This window comes from Paenibacillus wuxiensis (assembly GCF_040195695.1).
GTDB classification, from domain to species: Bacteria; Bacillota; Bacilli; order Paenibacillales; family Paenibacillaceae; genus Paenibacillus_B; species Paenibacillus_B suaedae.
On the sequence record NZ_JBEFZI010000001.1, the window covers coordinates 427506 to 445783 of the forward strand.

Here is an 18278-nt window from a genome sequence, read left to right on the forward strand (position 1 = left end):
TAATGCGTAAGGGAGAGAGCGATCGATGACGACGACTTGTGTCATCCGCGAAGTTAGCCGTCATGTGGGCGAAGAAGTCCGCATGGGGTGCTGGCTGCACAACAAGCGTTCCAGTGGCAAGATTCAATTCCTGCAGCTGCGTGACGGTACTGGATTTATCCAGGGTGTTGTAGTGAAAAGTGAAGTGCCGGAGGAAGTCTGGGAAGCGGCGAAGAGCTTAACACAAGAAAGTTCCTTGTATGTAACCGGGACAGTTCGTGAAGAGCCACGTTCCAAGTCCGGTTTTGAAATGACTGTAACGAATGTGGAAATCATTCAGATTACAGAGAATTATCCAATTACACCGAAGGAACACGGTGTTGATTTCTTGATGGATCACCGTCATTTGTGGCTGCGTGCACCGAAGCAGCATGCCATCTTGACGATCCGTGGAGAAATCATTCGCGCGGTACAGCAATTCTTCGATGAAAAGGGCTTCACACTGGTGGATCCTCCGATCCTGACGCCTTCTTCTTGTGAAGGGACGACAGAGTTGTTCCATACCAAATACTTCGAAGAAGATGCATTCTTGACACAGAGTGGTCAGTTGTACATGGAAGCTGCTGCTATGGCACTAGGTAAGGTATACTCGTTCGGACCGACGTTCCGTGCTGAGAAGTCGAAGACGCGCCGTCACCTGATCGAGTTCTGGATGATCGAGCCGGAAATGGCGTTCGTCGATCATGAACAGAACCTGAAGGTACAGGAGCAATTCGTATCGCATATCGTACAATCTGTGCTGAAGAACTGCCGTCCAGAGCTGGATACGCTTGGCCGCGACACTTCCAAGCTGGAGAAATGTGTAGCGCCATTCCCACGCATTACGTATGATGAAGCAATCAAATTCTTGCAAGAGCAAGGATACGATATTCCTTGGGGTGAGGACTTCGGTGCACCGCATGAAACGGCAATCGCTGAGAAATATGAGACGCCTGTATTCATCACGCATTATCCAACGAACATCAAGGCGTTCTACATGAAACCGGATCCGAACCGTCCAGAAGTTGTTCTGTGTGCGGATATGATTGCTCCAGAAGGTTACGGAGAGATCATTGGTGGATCTCAGCGTATTGATGATCCTGCCTTAATGGAAGAGCGCTTCAAGGAGCATGAACTGTCTCCAGAAGCGTACCAATGGTATATGGACTTGCGCAAATACGGTACAGTTCCACATTCCGGATTTGGACTCGGGTTGGAACGTACAGTAGCTTGGATCTGTGGGTTGGATCATGTCCGTGAGACAATTCCGTTCCCTCGCTTGCTGTATCGCTTGTACCCATAAGCATATTGCTTGGATTTACAGTTTATGAAGATCGTCCCGTATCGCAACAGCGATGCGGGGCGTTTTTTTCACTAGTGACAAAGCCCTATTTCTACTGTTTGAAAACGTTGCCAATTTAGTGCTTATCAAATAGCCGTTCGTATGAGACAATAGAGGGGTAGTGAAGCGGAGAGGGGATTTATTGTATGAGTGGAGACGCTTTTCGCACCTTTGCTAAAGGGATGGCGCTAGGCATGCAATCAGGCAGCATCAGTGTGCCGTACCATCTGCTGCGCTGTTATCGACAGTTGAAGCTGAACGATACGGAGGCTATGCTGCTCATTCAGCTTATAGGCTTTAAGCAGCAGGAAATGAAGGACTTTCCGACGATTGATGAGCTGCAGGAACGAATGGGAACAGCTCCAGAACTTGTGATCAAATCACTTCAGCGCCTGTTGAAAGATGGCTTTATCAGCATTGATGAGGAGATCGATGCGGCTACGGATATTCAATATGAGCGTTATAATCTGACTGGATTATGGGAGAAAATGGCTGTGATCGTGACGGAAGAGATACGAACGGAACGTCAGCGACTCAGACAATCATCTGCCTTAACGGATTCGGATCAGCCGAATCTGTTCAATATATTCGAGAAGGAATTCGGTCGTCCTCTTTCACCAATGGAATGTGAGACGATAGCTGGGTGGATTGATCAGGATCACTATCCAGAGGAACTGATCTTATTGGCGTTGAAGGAAGCCGTCTTTGCAGGCAAGGTGCACTTCCGCTATGTGGATCGCATCCTGCTGGAATGGAGCCGCAACCGCGTTCGTTCGATTGAAGATGCGAAGGCTTATACACAGAAATTCCGTTCCAGTGGAAGATGAGGTATGAGCTCCTATAAGTTTGCATGGGAAATAATTTTGAGGTTGCTGCAGAGAGGCTGTAATGGTGTTTCGGCGGCAATCTCAGATAATAATCTTATTCGGTTCTGGCTCTACGATCATGTATCAATGGACGAACACTGATAGCTTGATATTGACCTTGATATGGAAATGTTTAAAAAATCTCCGCCTTTTACTTCTCATTTGATATAGCCTCTACATATATTGTTCTTATCTGGATCTTTACCTTTATTTGTTGACTTTCCTTTAGTTATTCGAAACGACGATATATTCAATCTGGAGCTCTCATTCAGCTTATATATGAGTTTTGTTAGATCGCTATGGAGGAACAACGCATGATTTATTTTCAAAATAGTGCAGAAGGATCAGAAGGACTTTGCAATCAGTTAATGTCCGTTTTTCGTGCTGTTGGTGAAGCGTTATATCATGCGAGCGAGGGCTCTCCTGCAGGAATCCTTTTACAAAATGTTCAAACGAGAACCTCGGTTGATTTTAATGTTACTCCGTATTTTCGAAGCATAGCAATCGATTGCTTCGTTGATGTACATGCGTTGCGGCAATTACTGTCAAGTCGACAGATTGATGTGAAACGCGCTGAAGAAGTACAAGCAGAAGTACGTAATCAAGCGGTTATCTGTAAAAGGTATCCGATCCGGCAGATGTCAGCAATCGAAAATAAAAATAGCGGATTGTTCATTGCCAATGCCTTTCCTTTCGCTAAGCACATCGTAGAATTATCTAATTTCATTATCGCTTCCATGTCCGAGAAGCATCAGTGGATAGCGGCTCATCTAAGAATTGAAAAAGATTTATTGCTAATTTCCGATATAAAAAGTATGGGTCTAGAACATTATGCGGAAAGTCAGCTTCACTGTATTTATGCTTGTATGGAGGCTAAGCAAAAGGTATCAGCCATATATTTAGCATCCGGTTTATTGGATGAAGAGTATGCAGCGATAGCAAAAGGGATACAGGAAAAAAACGGGGATATTATGATTTATAATAAAAAAATAGTGTTAGAAGGAAGCCCAAAACTGAAGCAGAAATTTGATTCCTTATGTCTAGAGGAACAAGCGCTGGTCGATTGGCTTGTATGTATTCATGCTCCTTATTTTATTGGACCACATTCCTCATCCTTTTCTTATTTAGCGGGCTACATGCGTCATTATCGTGGTTATCAACCAGATACGCTGGATTTATTTCCAACGTATCAACCTTATTGGGATATGTGGTTTCCTTGCGTATAAATGATGTCATTCCTACACATGAATTATAAAGCCCTCTGTCTATTGTGACTGAGGGCCTTATCAGTTTTATGGAACAATAGCTAGAATTTATTGATGAAGTGCTTGTTTGCGGTATACATATTCGAACAAAAATTCGAATGCCTCCAAATGACGTTTGGCCTCAAAGGCATTGGCACCCCAAGCATATATACCGTGCTTCCGCAGCAGAATACCCGGAATACGGGGGTCAAGAGACGCTGTAACACAGGGTACGATACGGGGGATATCAGCGTAGTTAGGTACAACAGGGATGTGAATTTTTGCGTCTTCCTCCCAAATATTAAACGCTTTAATTAATTCCACGCCTTCGACGGGTACAGCACCACGATCTCCATATAAATCAGATACGATCGTGTTGAATACCGTATGTACGTGGAAGATGGCACCACATCCAGTGAGTCGATAGATTTCACAATGAATTAAGGTCTCGGCACTAGGCTTGAGATGAGTGGCTTCCGTTGCACGGCCATTCTCATCGACGAACAGGAAATCTTCGGGAGTATGAACCGATTTGTCTTTGCCGCTGGCTGTGATGGCAAATTGGAAGTGTTCTTCCTGGATGTCACCAACACGAACGGAGAGGTTACCGCTTGTTCCTGGGAACCAGTGGCGGCTGGCAAATTGCTCTTTGATTATGCGCAGCTCGGTAAGTGCTCGCTGCTTCTGCTCTAAAGTGAGCGTGTGTGTATTCATTCTATAGGTTGGCTCCCTTCACTTCATCCACTTCATCATCCGATCTACGGATGCGTTATATGTGTATTGGAATGACTCAAATGTTCAATAATATCATAAAACGTCTGGAACGGCGCATATGAGAGCTGAAGCTCATCGCATCGTTCGATTAATTGCGCTCTGGCAAACACGAAATCAGCTAGCTTGGCTGCAGTAAAATCAGTGACGCTGTCGCCAATGACAATACGCTCATACTGATCCTTAGGGAAGCGGCGCACGATAGTTGTTTTGCACATCCCGCAATCATTTGTACATGGCGGCTGACAATAATGCGGCCATGTAATCTGAATCTTATCACCACGAAAGTCACTGCCATTGCAATAGATGTGATCGATAGATATTTGATAAGGCTTCAGCAGCGGATACACGAAGAAATCGATGCCGCCGCTTGTAATATATAATTCGATCCCTTCCGCTTGGCAGAACTGAACAAATTGCTCGAAACCAGGGCGAATACGTGCCTGTGTTACGGCGTATTGAATAACCTCTTCTTGCAATGAAGAAGGGAGCAGGGCGAACATTTCACCGACCCCTTGACGAATCGACTTGCGTTCATGGATGACGTCCTGCACGATTTTGTCCCATCCAGGCGGTTCGAAATGTCTAATAATCGACACGATGTTATCATTTTCAGTTATCGTTCCGTCGAAATCACAGAAGACAACTCGGAGCTTCTTCTCGGCGCTCAATTCTTCACACCCCACAATTCAATTGCGGCAGCCAATGGTTCAGATATTGCGGCTCTTGCTTCTAAGGTGTCACCCTTCAAGACGGCATCAATGGCATCGACAAATGCGTGTCCGCCTGCAGCTGTTCCCATTGGATGGCCGTGAATACCGCCTCCTGCATTGACGACAACATCGTTGCCGAAATCTTGAAGAATGAGCGGAACCAAGCCAGGATGTATACCTGCGGATGGCACAGGGAAGCTTCTCTTATGTATCGCTCCAAATGAATCATTTACACTGGTCAGAGCGTGGCGGATCCCTTGTGTCTCTTCCTTCGGCATTGTGACCGAACCATATGGGGAAGGGAAGAGAACGAGATCAGCACCAGCTAATCGCATGAGTTTACCAAGTAGAAGTGGGGCGGCAATTCCATGCTCCCTCGCTGGGTAGTAGGCACCGGCAAGTGCAGGATGAGCGGCGATTGGAACTGTAATATCAGGATCTTGGCTCAATCCATGCAGGACGTCGTACCCGTAGCTTAATACGTTGAAGAGCAGGGCATTGGCTCCAGCTTCGATTGCACGGAGTGCTTGATCACGAAGAGAGAATGTAGACCCTGTCAAGTTTACGGCATATAACAATTTCTTGCCTGTCACTTGTTCGGCACGAGCGGCAGCTTCCATACATGCGCGGACACGCATGTCGATCGGTGTGAGGGGATTTTCAAATAAAATCTCGTCATCCTTGATCAAATCAACTCCGCCAAGTGCTTGCTGGTAGAACTGCTCCTTCAAAGCTGCTAGATCATGACCGATGACAGACTTGAAAATGCTCATTAACAGTGGGCGGTCATGGACGCCTAGCAGTTCGCGAACTCCATCGATTCCATACTTAGGTCCTTGAAATGAAGCTGTAAATGCATCGGAAAAATCAATATCCAGAAGTTTAATCCGACCATCCATGGACAGCTTGCCGAAGGCCGTAACGAGCAGGGCAGGAATGTCAGGGCTAAAGTTAATGTCCGGATAAGCAATTGCAATATCCGCGTAGCGTTCCCCAAGGACATCTGATGGATGTTCCTCAATCGAGATTACCTTGCCGAGATGCTTCGACATCTCGGCCTTTCTCGCCTCAGGGAGCTCGGTCCAGCTCCCGACCGTCAATCCAACGGCAATTCCTTCGGCCTTCTTATGAAAGTCTGCACGATCATCGAACAGCCGATAGGTGGCGACGCAGTGATCTTTCATTCGATTTCCCTCCCAATTTGGTGTTCCATTTCCTGAGATCGTTCTGCAGCGCGGTGCACAGCAGAAACGATGGTTCTGCCTACATGATGGGTATTCATGACGTCTATTGCAGCTTGTGTCGTGCCGCCAGGGGAGGTCACCTTGCGGCGCAGCTCAGCAGGTTCTTCCTGTGTTAGCCGTACCATTTCAGCCGCACCTAGAACAGTCTGGACAGTTAAATCCCGCGCATCCTCTTTTGTAAGTCCTCCATCTACAGCTGCTTGTATCATCGCTTCCATGACGTAGTACAAATAAGCAGGGCCGCTGCCAGATAATCCGGTCACGATATTCATGTGCTGCTCTTCAACTTCAACTGCGATGCCGACTGCTTCGAACATCGCCATCGCGATGGCGCGCTGTGTGTCATTGACCGCATCCGAACAGCAGATTGCAGTCGCACCGAGACCAATCGTGCTCGATGTGTTCGGCATGGTGCGAACAGCGGCAACTGGACCAAGAATATGCTCAATGACATGAAGCGATAGACCAGCAATCACAGAAATGATAAGCGTTCCGGAACGGAGAAGCGGCTTCAACTCATGAAGTGCTCCTGCGGCATCCTTCGGCTTCATGCACAATACAATGACATCTGCTTCCTGCAAGAGCTGCTGTTTGCCTTCTGATGAGAGCTCTATCGTGACGCCATACTTCCGCTTCAACTGCAGAAGCCGTTCGTTATTGCTGCGATTGATCATGGAGATTTGCGAAGGCTCAGTCAGCTGCTTCGCAAGTACTCCTCTCACAATCGCTTCGGCAATTGATCCTGCACCGAAAATACTAAAGTGAAGAGACCGGAATGTGTCCTTCTCTTGTGTTTTTATTTCATTCATGATGTCCATTCCTCTCCCTTCTTGCCAACACTTAAATGGAAAATAGCACTGGCGTGCGATGTTACTCGCGAATTTGACCTTTGCCATATATCCGATACTTCGTGGACGTTAGGGCAGGTAGGCCCATTGGACCTCTTGCGTGTAGTTTCTGTGTGCTAATGCCGATCTCAGCACCAAATCCGAATTCAAACCCATCTGTGAACCGCGTTGATGCATTATGGTAGACAGCAGCAGCATCAACTTCCCTTAAGAAACGGCTGGCACGGTCTTTGTTCTCGGTCACGATACATTCGGAGTGCTTCGTGCCATAGCGAGCGATATGCTCAAGTGCTTCATCAAGCGAGTCAATGACGCGCACGTTCAGTACATAGTCGTTATATTCTGTTGCATAATCCTGTTCGGATGCTTTCTTAGCCCATGGCGCATAGGCGATTGTTCGCTCGCAGCCGCGCAGTTCAACACGATGTGTGTCAAATCCTTCAAGCAATCCTGTCAGATGGCGCTCGGCAAACTGCTCATGTACGAGCAGAGTCTCCATAGAGTTGCATACGGAAGGGCGCTGCACTTTCGCGTTGAATGCAATTGCTTCGGCCATCTCCGGATCAGCGGACTGGTCAATATAGGTGTGACAAATTCCTGCCCCGGTCTCGATAACGGGTACAGTTGCATTTTGAACGACATTCTGAATGAGCGATGCGCCACCGCGCGGAATAACGACATCCAGCATGCCGTTACATTTCAACATCTCGTCAACAGAAGCACGATCCGCGTCTTCGATTAGCTGCAAGGCTTCAACCGGAACAGAAGTGAGCTTCAGCGCTTCATGTAGCACAGCGACAATGCGCTTGTTAGATTCCAGCGCAGAAGAGCCTCCGCGCAGTACGACCGCATTGCCTGTCTTAAGACACAGGCCAGCCGCATCCACGGTGACATTCGGACGCGCTTCATAGATCATGCCAATTACACCTAGTGGCACGCGGATTTTCTCAATATGCAAGCCGTTGGGACGGTCAATTTTCTCAAGAACATCTCCAACAGGATCTGTTAGCTCGGCGATCTGGCGCAACCCTTCTGCCATATCTTCAATTCTTGTCTCATTTAGTGCAAGGCGATCCAATAGAGAATCTGATGTTCCCTGCTGCTTCCCTCGTTCTAGATCTTTTGCGTTTGCTTCAATAATCGAATCTGCATGTTGGACAAGCAGATCCGCCATTCTCAATAATGCTTCATTCTTCTGATCGGTTGTCAGTCGGTTCATGACTGCGGCTGCTTCTTTCGCTAATGTAGCCTTGGAAAGTACTTCACTCATCGTACATGCCTCCCTCTATGATCGTAGTGTGACCCATTCATCTCGATGTATCACTTCAATGCGCGGAACCTCGATGCGATTGAGAACCTCATCCGTAGACCAGCCCGCTGCAATCTTTAATTGATCGGCTTCGTAATTGACGATGCCTCTGCCAATCACACGTCCGTCCTCACCAGACACCTCAACCACATCTCCAGGGTGGAAGTCGCCTTCGACTCCTCGAATACCAGCAGGCAGCAGACTTGATCCTCGTGATATCAATGCCCGTTCAGCGCCTTCATCGACAATAATTTGTCCATGTGGGGTAGAGTGGAAGCCAAGCCATTGCTTCTTCATCGGCAATGCGTGCAGGTGAGTATCGAAATAGGTACCCTTGCCAATACCGTCCACAGCAAGGAGCAAATCACCTGGCTCATTGACTCGGCCAACAAAGGCAGGCACACCACCCCGCATGGCGATACGTGCTGCATCTAGCTTCGAACGCATGCCGCCCGTACCGACAGATGAGCCGGCTCCTCCAGCATATGCGTAGATTTCCTCGTTAATTTCCTCGACTCTGTCGAACCGCTTCGCATTCGGATTGGAACGGGGATCTGCCGTATACAACCCGTCCGTATCCGTAATAATCACTAGCCTATCAGCATGAACAAGATTCGCAACCAGTGCTGAGAGCGTATCGTTATCACCAAACTTGAGTTCCTCAACGGATACGGTGTCATTCTCATTAATGATAGGGACGACACGCTGCTTCAGCAGTTCCTCCATTGTCATCTGGGCATTATGGCCGCGCTTGCGATTGGCGAAGTCTGGCCGAGTTAACAGCAGCTGTGCTGAAGGAATGCTGTACTTCTGGAATTGTTCTTGGTAGGCCTGCATTAGCAGCGCCTGACCGACTGCAGCAGCAGCCTGCTTCTCGTGGAGAAGCTTCGGACGAGTCATATATCCAATATGTCGAAATCCGGCTGCAACGGCACCTGAGGTGACGAGCACGACATGTGCACCACGTTCCATAAGAGAGACGAGCTCGCATACGTAGAATTCAATATGTTCTCGATTTAAGCCGCCATGCTCAGAGGTAAGCGAGCTGCTTCCAATTTTCACTACAATTCGTTGACACTGTTCCATCATTCATTCACTTCCTGATTCTTTGACTCTCATGAGTATAAGTATCATACATCTCACGATTTGCCGGTGCCAGATTGTAATACGATGATGTGAATGGATCAAAGGAATGCCGAACAGTGATGTCGCGAAAACGGATTATGGGTATAAAAAAAGACCCTCGTCCTCTAAAGGACGAAAGTCACACTTCCGCGGTACCACCTTCATTGAGGGTTCCTAGAGCATATACCTGAACTGCGTTGATCGCAGATTCATGATCATGCAGAAACCATCCCACTTGATCGCCTATAACGGAGGCAGCCGTTCAGCTTCACGCGTAACGCTTATGCTGACCGCTCAAGGATAGGTTCTGTAATGGCTCTGCGGCGGATGCTTGCAGCCTATGGCATTCCGCTCTCTGAACGCGACCTTCATTACGTACTGGTCCTGTCATCACGATAAGGGTATTCACTCTGGCACCCGCTGCTCCATGAGAGCAATGAGTGTATTACGAATAGAATACCATGTGATTCCAATGGAGTAAAGAAGGCGAATCCTGTATAAAGGCAGGTGACAGAAGATTCCTTTAGTTAGAAACACAATGAAATTGTTGATAAGCCCGATTATAAACCGAGACAGCATCATTGCACTGATCTAGCTTAGAATAGCGATAGTCTTCCAATTCGCTCGGCAGCTTCGCATAATCGCTCCTCTGGCGCGAGCAGTCCGACCCGGACGTAGCCCTCTCCATGCTCGCCAAATCCGATGCCTGGCGCGGTGACAACATCGGCACGCTCCAGTAGTAAATCTGCGAATTGGGCAGAGTTGTAATTTTTAGGAACTGGGAGCCAAGCGAAGAAGGATCCTGCTGATGGAACGGCCTCCCAGCCAATGCGATGAAGCTCCTTGAAGAATACATTCCTGCGCTGTTCATATGTCGCACACAGTTCATGAACTGGTTGCTGCGAACCGGTCAATGCGGCGGCAGCGGCAGCCTGAACAGCACCGAACAGGCTAACATACATGTGATCCTGCATCAGATTGATTAGGCGGATAAGCTCTTTATTACCTACAGCAAATGCAACTCGCCACCCGGCCATGTTGTAAGTCTTGGACATCGTGTAGAATTCGATACCGACTTCCTTCGCACCAGGCGTCTGTAAGAAGCTCACAGGCCGTTTTCCGTCAAATCCAATCGATCCATATGCGAAATCACTGGCAACGACGATATCATGCTTCGCTGCAAATTGCACGGTGTCCGCATAGAAATCAGAACTTGCAGTCGCTGCCGTTGGATTGTTCGGATAGTTCAGGAACATCAGCTTAGCCCGTTCTAGCTGCTGCTTCTTAATCCGTTCATAATCAGGAAGGAATTGATTTTCTTCTAACAATGGCATCATGACCATGTCAGCACCAGCAAGGGCAACGCCAGACCAATAATCAGGATAGCCTGGATCTGGAACGAGGCAGACGTCGCCTGCGTTAAGCAGAATTTGACTGATTTCAACGAGTCCCGTCTTGCCTCCGAACAATACGGCTACTTCTGTATCGGGATCGAGATCCACATTATAGTCTTCTTTATATCTCTTGGCTATCGCTTCCTTCAAGTAGCGATGTCCACTGAATGGAGGATATTTATGATTGATTGGGTCAGTTGCTGCTTCCTGCAGCGCAGTCACAATATGAGGAGCAGTTGGCAAGTCAGGATTGCCCTGACCAAGATTGATGACATCATGACCGTCAGCGATGCGAGCGTTCGTCCGCTGCACAAGCTGGGCAAAGAATTGCTTCGGAAGCCGGTTCATGCGTGCGGCCGGCTTGATCGAGATAGAACGGTATGTTTCTTCTAACATGTCTTATCCACTCCAGCAACCGGATTCGTTATCGGTTATCAAAATAATAACGATAATTTAGCATGTTTCCACTGAAGTGTATACCCTTTTTTTTTCATCGATTTCCGTAACTTACATATGGTTTTTCTTTAAATACAACTTATCCGCTCGATTTTTCAGCCTTTCCTGTCGGTTCTGTTGTCAATAGCTGCTGCATAAATGGTTTGACATCTAAATTTATTCGCAGCAAATAGGGCTTGCGTTCCTTCGAGAATACGAGCAGCAGCGGATCTTTATCTGGGCAATAGATAAGAAATACGTCTTTTATCTGCACCGTCTCTCTTGGAAGAACCACATCAGCCACTGATGTTAATGGGATACGTACGATATATCCACATTGATGCCCAATCGTGAGCTGAGGGGACAGTCCGGTTATCGACTTGAGCCAAGAAGCAGCGACTGCTTGGAACTCCTTGCTGTTAGGGAACGTCTTCACAATCCGTTGTGCCTTAATATCGAACAGTTGGATCGGAGGACTTGCAGCCGAATCGCTGCCTTCACTCGGTGCCCATGCGGATACTGAATTTGTCATCAGTGTACTTGTGCTGCATACAAGTAAGAGAGCAATAGCTACGACCCATTTGACCATACAACGATTGCGCATGCTACTTTTCATCCTTTCGAGACCGCGGTGGGTGATTATTCGTTGTTTATTTTTGATTCCGCTTGCTTCCTTAACGTACCCATCTTGACTCCAATCCATGAAAAGGTATGATGGATGGTAGAAAGTGCTACCGAAGAACAAATGCATGCTGAAAGCCGAGAAAAGGAGTGTATACGATGGAGCAATTATGGAATGTGTGTGCGATTCAAATGGATGTTGCAATCGGCGAACCGGACAAAAATATGGAGAACGTTATTCAATGGATCGGCAAAGCAATGGAGAGAGATTCGAAGCCGGACGTCATTGTGCTTCCAGAAATGTGGAATACAGGTTATGCACTTGAGCGGATTCACGAAATAGCAGATGTAAATGGACAGCAGACGAAGCAAATGCTCACGATGCTTGCTGCACGATATGGTGTAAACATTGTAGGTGGTTCCGTATCGGTTCGTGAAGGCGACCAGATCTACAACCGGGTGTATGCAGCAAATCGTAACGGCGACATTGTTGGCGCCTATGACAAGGTTCATTTGTTCCAGTTGATGGATGAACATGTTTATTTATCTTCCGGAAATGCGCTCGGGACGTTTACCCTAGATGGTGTGAAGTGTGGAGTTATTATTTGTTATGATCTCCGTTTCCCGGAATGGACCCGAACAATGGCGCTCCAAGGTACAGAAGTTCTATTTGTTCCAGCTGAGTGGCCGCATCCACGGCTTCATCATTGGAAGACGCTGTTGACTGCGAGAGCCATTGAAAATCAAATGTATGTGGTAGCCTGCAATCGAGTCGGTACGAGCAAGGGGGCTTCCGGACAAGAGACAGCTTTCTTCGGACATTCGGCAATTATTGATCCATGGGGGGATACACTTGCTTCATCAGGGGAACAGGAGGCATTTGTGCAGGCACCGATCTCTCTGTCGCTCGTACAGGAGGTGCGGGGGCGAATTCCTGTGTTCGCTGATCGTAGAGAATCGCTTTATCAATCTGCCACGGCTTCCTATGCTTCTGCTCCATTGCTTGATCGTGTATGATGTCGAGAAAAGAGCGGCATAAGCGGGCAGGCACATCTCGTAAACGTCGTCAAGCACGTCTTCTTTTTCTCATTATTGGATGTACAATAGGTGTGCTCCTTCTAGTCTGGTCTAGATATGGCGCTCATGTGGTAGATTGGGTACTGGGTATAGATGGTGATGGTAGAGTCCTTCATCAAAACGGTTCGGATGCGATCCAATCGAAGGGTTCGGATTCTTCATTTGACCAGAAAATTGTAAACGGCTCTGCAGAAGACAACATTCAAGTGGAAAAATGGCTGCAAGCACTCACCTTAGACGAGAAAATTGGCCAAATGTTTTTGGTTCACTTATCTGCGCTTACTGCTGAGAAGCCTAACCAAGCGCTGTCGAATATCCTTCATGAACTGGCTCCTGGAGGCATTATTTTATTCAAAGATGACATCAAGACTGTGGGGCAAACGGTTGAAGACAACGTCCAAATGGTCCGCTCATCCCGTATCCCACTCTGGATTGGCGTAGATCAGGAGGGGGGAGTAGTAAATCGTATCCTGTTCACTGGCGATTGGAATGGAAATATGGCGATTGCTGCGACTGGACAACCCCAGCTTGCGAAGGAAACGGCTATTGAAACGGGCAGCCTCATGCAGTTGCTCTCCTTCAACCTAAATTTTGCCCCTGTTGCTGATGTAAATGATGATCCGTACAATCCCGTCATCGGACTTCGCTCATTTGGCTCTGAGCCTAAACAGGTGTCTGCGTACGTACGCGCCTATGTACAGGGAGCACATTATAGCGGTATGCCCGCCATTGTGAAACACTTCCCTGGGCACGGCTCGACACGTACTGATTCGCATGTGGGACTACCTCAGTTGACTCATGACTTGAAGCGGTTCGAGCAAGTAGAATGGTTGCCTTTCAAGGCAGCCATTGAAGAAGGAGTGGATATGGTTATGTCCGCTCACATTCAGGTTCCTCAACTTGAGCCGAAGACAACCTCCTCTCAAAAAGATGGCTCACTCATCACGATTCCAGCTACACTATCTTCCCGTGTCCTTACAGATATTTTGCGTGAACAATTGCATTTTCAGGGGGCCATTATTACGGATGCATTGAATATGAAGGCGATTGCGGATCATTTTGGTTCGGATGAAGCTGCTGTAATGTCCATCCAAGCAGGTGCAGATGTGCTCTTGATGCCCCCTAAGCCGCATCAGGCAATAGCTGCGATTCATAAAGCGATAGAAGAGGGGACATTGACCGAGCAGCGCATTGATGAGAGTGTGCGTCGCATCTTGCACTTAAAGTTGAAGTATAAGGTGACGAATGCAAAGCAGGCTTCTCAATTAAATGTGGAACAAGCGATTGGGAAAGCCCAATCATTTATTGCTTCCAATCAGGCGCAGGGATTAATGAAGCGCATAGCGGAACAGGCTGTTACACGTTGGGGGACATATTCTATTGCTAATCAGCCCAGTGAGCTAATTACATCCAGTATGAACCAAGTACTTCTGGTCGGTCATGATAGCGCCAGCTTGGAAGCGATGCAGCGTGCATTAGTAGCTGAGGTGAAGGGAAGACGAGATGTTGGGGCGGAGGAGAAGGAAGCTCATGCAGCAGCTAATCGCAACAAGGTGCGTTCGACTGAGACAGACGTTCGAGTGAGTAAGCTTGAAGATACAGGATTGACCGATGCAATCAGAGCCGCAGATGCCGTCGTTATCGTGACGAACGATGTATACCGACAGCCTCGTAGAATCAAACTGCTTGAAAAGCTGGTAGCTCAGCTTGAACAAATAAAGAAGCCTGTTGCAGTCGTTGCAGCAGGACTTCCCTATGATGCTCAGGCTTTGGCTAACATACCAATCGGCTATGCGATTTATGGGCTGACGGATAGCAATGTGCGGGCTGCAGCACGAGTATTGCTTGGACGCGCAGCGGCATTAGGTCAATTCCCTGTTTCGGTTGCGGGATTGCCATAATGCGAATCGATGAGCTGATTCGTACATAGAGATACGAACTCATTCAGACTTCTTAGGTTGATTCATCATTCCTCCGGCGCGAACTCGCGAGCCGAAGCGGGCTGTGATCGTATCTTGCAGTGTCTGCATGAAGGCTTCTGCCGCATGGGACATATAGCGGCCTTCACGATACGCGATAACAAGCGTACGGGAAGGTCTTCCTGTCAACGGAAGATATAACGGAACAAATTCGCTTCGAGGAGCAGTCGCAATAAATGAAGGAACTAAGGCAACCCCCATACCAGCTGCAACGAGAGACTGGACGGTCTCAATGTTCGTGCTCTCGAATACGACATTCGGGGTAAAACCGGCTTCCTGGCACAATTGTACGGTAATTTGCCGGAATCCTTGACCACGCTTCAAGAGAATGAAGGGCTCGTCTCGGAGGTCTGATAAGGACACCGGACTTGGCTCAGAACATTCGCAATGCTGCTTGGCAAGAGAATGCTGAGGGGGGATTGCCAGCAGAATCTCCTCTTCCACGACAGGTCGATAGGTAAGAGAATCATCCGTTAAGGGCAGAGATAGCAGGCATAGATCATTCTTGCCTTGGGCCGTCATTCGCTCCAGGTTGGACGTCGAAGTATCCTCTACGAGTACCAGATCGATGGCTGGATAGCGTTCATGGAATTGAGGAAGGACATGGGGGAGGATATGGGATCCCGTAATCGGCATTGTCCCGATAACCACCTTTCCCCTCTTCGTTTGGCTGATATCGGCCATTTCGTTCTTCAACTGTTCCATCGCATCGAGCATCTTCTGCGCGCGGTCGACGAATATCTCTCCTGCATGTGTGAGTTCCACTGAATTGGTCGTCCGTTGAAATAAGAGGACGCCAATTTCCTTCTCTAGCTTCGACAACTGCTGGCTTAATGAAGGCTGTGCGATGTGCAGCTTCTCAGCAGCCCGGGAGAAGTTCCTCTCCTGTGCAATTTGGACGGCATAGAGCAGTTGTCTAAATTCCATGTCCGTTCATCCTTCCTCTGGATAGCTTATAGGTTAAACCTATTGTAATTATAGATATTATATCTTGGATCAATGAAGAAAGAAATGCTATATTTGGTGGCAAGAGAAATAGAGAGAGAAGCGTAAAATCGCGGAGAGGTGAAGGAAATGACGATAAAGAAGACCATGTACGAGAAGATTTGGGATCGGCACGTCATCGTGCAAGAAGAAGGCAAACCAAGCATTTTATACATTGATTTGCATTTGGTGCACGAGGTAACATCCCCGCAAGCTTTTGAAGGATTGCGCTTGAGCGGCCGCAAGGTAAGACGTCCGGATCTTACATTTGCAACAATGGATCATAATGTACCGACGAAGGATCGGTTCAACATAACAGATCCAATCTCGAAGCAGCAGATCGATACATTGTCACAGAACTGTGCAGACTTTGGTGTTACGCTGTTCGACCTGGACAGCATTGATCAAGGCGTGGTGCACGTTATGGGGCCTGAGCTTGGTCTTACTCATCCAGGGAAGACGATTGTCTGTGGGGACAGCCATACGTCGACGCATGGTGCATTCGGCGCCCTTGCGTTCGGAATTGGCACAAGCGAAGTTGAGCATGTCATGGCTACACAATGCTTGCAGCAAGCGAAGTCGAAGACGATGGAAGTGCGCTTCGTTGGCAAGCGCAAGCCAGGCGTTACTGCGAAGGATATGATCTTGGGCTTCATTGCGCAGAACGGTACTGATTTTGCAACTGGGTATGTCATTGAATACACAGGCGAATCCATCCGCGAATTGACGATGGAAGAGAGAATGACTGTATGCAATATGTCCATAGAAGCGGGTGCACGTGCTGGTCTAATCGCACCAGACGAGACAACATTCCAATACTTGCGTGATCGTCATTATGTGCCTCAAGGCGAAGCTTTCGATGCTGCTGTTGCAGAGTGGAAGAGCTATGTAACCGATGAGGGCGCTGCTTATGATGTTGTTGTTGAAGTGGATATGGATCAGCTTATTCCACAGGTGACTTGGGGAACGAGCCCAGGTATGGGTACCGATATTACGTCGAACGTACCGAACCCTGCTGATTTTACAACCGAAAATGAACGTAAAGCTGCTGAGAAAGCACTTGAATATATGGATCTGACACCTGGTACGCCGATGACTGAAATTGCTGTCGACTATGTATTTATCGGCTCATGTACAAATGGCCGTATCGAGGATTTGCGTGCAGCGTCAGAGATAGCTAGAGGCTACAAGGTGAGCGATAAGGTAACGGCTATCGTTGTTCCAGGATCTGGTCGGGTTAAGCTTCAGGCGGAGAAAGAAGGATTGGATCAAGTATTCGTGGAAGCGGGCTTCGAATGGCGTGATGCTGGATGCAGTATGTGCCTTGCCATGAACCCGGATGTGCTCCAGCCAGGACAACGATGTGCTTCGACTTCCAACCGTAACTTCGAAGGACGTCAAGGCCGCGGTGGACGTACGCATTTGGTATCGCCAGCAATGGCAGCAGCAGCGGCAATCAAGGGGCATTTCGTTGATGTGCGCAACTGGGAAATCAAAGCGGAAGTATTGAACTAAGGGAGGAACGAATCATGCAACCATTTACATCATTGAACGGTCTTGTTGCCCCAGTTGATCGGGTCAACGTGGATACAGATGCAATCATTCCCAAGCAATTTTTGAAGCGTATTGAACGGAGTGGATTCGGCCAGTTCTTGTTCTACGAGTGGAGATTCGACGAGGCGGGCAACGTTATTCCTTCCTTCACCTTGAATCAGCCTCAATATGAAGGAGCTTCCGTATTACTGTCCCGTGCGAATTTCGGTTGCGGTTCTTCACGTGAGCATGCACCATGGGCGATTCTTGATTATGGCTTCCGCTGTGTTATCGCTCCATCATTCGCAGATATTTTCTACAATAACTGCTTCAAGAATGGTATTCTTCCTATTAAGCTGTCAGAAGAGCAAGTTGATGAACTATTCCGTCGTGCAGCGGAGAAGGACGGCTATCGTCTGGACGTGAATTTGGAAGAGAAGACAATTACGGATGAGTACGGATTGAACTACACTTTCGATCTGGATGAGCACCGTCGCCAATTTTTGCTGCAAGGTCTCGATGATATCGGATTGACGCTGAAGCATGAAGATGCAATTACTGCATACGAAGCTGCGAATGCGGGGCGTGTCGCTTACCCAGTCGTATAAGCACCGTTGACAATAGAAGGTATTACAATCCCTGGATTCGCTTCGGCGTTCCAGGGATTTTGTTGTATAAGCGTCGAGTAGCAGATTAAGATTAGTAAGTAGCATGCGGCACATAACGGACTTTTTCCTATTTGAGAAAAAATATATATTGTAAAATAGAAAAGAAA

At 47.8% G+C, this 18278-nt stretch carries 16 protein-coding genes; 7 read left to right on the plus strand and 9 right to left on the minus strand.

Going from position 1 to position 18278, the window contains the following annotated elements:
- Positions 1 to 25 precede the first annotated feature (25 nt).
- From asnS to ABN764_RS02005, 3 genes are all read left to right on the plus strand, one after another.
- Positions 26 to 1321, plus strand: a complete 1296-nt coding sequence (asnS, locus tag ABN764_RS01995) for an asparagine--tRNA ligase (protein ID WP_174807708.1) — start codon at positions 26 to 28, stop codon at positions 1319 to 1321.
- A gap of 185 nt (positions 1322 to 1506) precedes the next feature.
- Complete coding sequence (locus ABN764_RS02000) at positions 1507 to 2187, plus strand: DnaD domain-containing protein (protein ID WP_072727994.1); 681 nt, start codon at positions 1507 to 1509, stop codon at positions 2185 to 2187.
- A gap of 353 nt (positions 2188 to 2540) precedes the next feature.
- Positions 2541 to 3452: an O-fucosyltransferase family protein gene (locus ABN764_RS02005; protein ID WP_268623350.1), complete on the plus strand. Its 912-nt coding sequence runs from the start codon at positions 2541 to 2543 to the stop codon at positions 3450 to 3452.
- 87 nt (positions 3453 to 3539) lie between these two features.
- Here the strand turns inward: ABN764_RS02005 and mtnB are convergent, their stop codons facing one another.
- The 8 genes from mtnB to ABN764_RS02045 all read right to left on the minus strand — a co-directional run bounded on the left by mtnB (position 3540) and on the right by ABN764_RS02045 (position 11913).
- Positions 3540 to 4184 (minus strand): methylthioribulose 1-phosphate dehydratase, encoded by a 645-nt coding sequence (gene mtnB / locus ABN764_RS02010; protein ID WP_174807710.1) that lies wholly within the window; start codon positions 4182 to 4184, stop codon positions 3540 to 3542.
- 44 nt (positions 4185 to 4228) lie between these two features.
- Positions 4229 to 4912: a 2-hydroxy-3-keto-5-methylthiopentenyl-1-phosphate phosphatase gene (locus ABN764_RS02015; protein WP_174807711.1), complete on the minus strand. Its 684-nt coding sequence runs from the start codon at positions 4910 to 4912 to the stop codon at positions 4229 to 4231.
- Positions 4909 to 6138, minus strand: a complete 1230-nt coding sequence (locus tag ABN764_RS02020) for a 2,3-diketo-5-methylthiopentyl-1-phosphate enolase (RefSeq protein ID WP_446670757.1) — start codon at positions 6136 to 6138, stop codon at positions 4909 to 4911. The genes ABN764_RS02015 and ABN764_RS02020 overlap by 4 nt, the downstream gene beginning before the upstream one ends.
- Positions 6135 to 7007, minus strand: a complete 873-nt coding sequence (gene proC, locus ABN764_RS02025; protein ID WP_446670758.1) for a pyrroline-5-carboxylate reductase — start codon at positions 7005 to 7007, stop codon at positions 6135 to 6137. Before proC ends, ABN764_RS02020 begins: the two co-directional genes overlap by 4 nt.
- Before the next feature lie 61 nt (positions 7008 to 7068).
- The gene (locus tag ABN764_RS02030; RefSeq protein WP_446670759.1) at positions 7069 to 8316 is read right to left on the minus strand and encodes a glutamate-5-semialdehyde dehydrogenase; all 1248 of its coding nucleotides are present in this window, start codon (positions 8314 to 8316) and stop codon (positions 7069 to 7071) included.
- 15 nt (positions 8317 to 8331) lie between these two features.
- A complete protein-coding gene (gene proB, locus ABN764_RS02035) occupies positions 8332 to 9441 on the minus strand; it encodes a glutamate 5-kinase (RefSeq protein ID WP_446670897.1) in 1110 nt (369 codons plus the stop codon).
- 635 nt (positions 9442 to 10076) lie between these two features.
- Positions 10077 to 11270: a pyridoxal phosphate-dependent aminotransferase gene (locus ABN764_RS02040; RefSeq protein WP_174807715.1), complete on the minus strand. Its 1194-nt coding sequence runs from the start codon at positions 11268 to 11270 to the stop codon at positions 10077 to 10079.
- Positions 11271 to 11409: 139 nt separating this feature from the next.
- A complete protein-coding gene (locus ABN764_RS02045) occupies positions 11410 to 11913 on the minus strand; it encodes a hypothetical protein (protein ID WP_021254632.1) in 504 nt (167 codons plus the stop codon).
- Between the two features lie 176 nt (positions 11914 to 12089).
- Here ABN764_RS02045 and ABN764_RS02050 point away from each other — a divergent pair, with 176 nt between their 5' ends.
- Positions 12090 to 12947, plus strand: a complete 858-nt coding sequence (locus ABN764_RS02050; RefSeq protein WP_065291637.1) for a carbon-nitrogen family hydrolase — start codon at positions 12090 to 12092, stop codon at positions 12945 to 12947.
- A complete protein-coding gene (locus ABN764_RS02055; RefSeq protein ID WP_446670760.1) occupies positions 12944 to 14908 on the plus strand; it encodes a glycoside hydrolase family 3 protein in 1965 nt (654 codons plus the stop codon). Before ABN764_RS02050 ends, ABN764_RS02055 begins: the two co-directional genes overlap by 4 nt.
- A 39-nt stretch (positions 14909 to 14947) precedes the next feature.
- Here the strand turns inward: ABN764_RS02055 and ABN764_RS02060 are convergent, their stop codons facing one another.
- The gene (locus ABN764_RS02060; protein ID WP_021254629.1) at positions 14948 to 15913 is read right to left on the minus strand and encodes a LysR family transcriptional regulator; all 966 of its coding nucleotides are present in this window, start codon (positions 15911 to 15913) and stop codon (positions 14948 to 14950) included.
- Between the two features lie 147 nt (positions 15914 to 16060).
- Here ABN764_RS02060 and leuC point away from each other — a divergent pair, with 147 nt between their 5' ends.
- A complete protein-coding gene (gene leuC / locus ABN764_RS02065; RefSeq protein ID WP_446670761.1) occupies positions 16061 to 17485 on the plus strand; it encodes a 3-isopropylmalate dehydratase large subunit in 1425 nt (474 codons plus the stop codon).
- 14 nt (positions 17486 to 17499) lie between these two features.
- Entirely contained in the window at positions 17500 to 18111 is a 612-nt protein-coding gene (leuD, locus tag ABN764_RS02070) for a 3-isopropylmalate dehydratase small subunit (protein ID WP_065291634.1), read from the plus strand.
- Positions 18112 to 18278 lie beyond the last annotated feature (167 nt).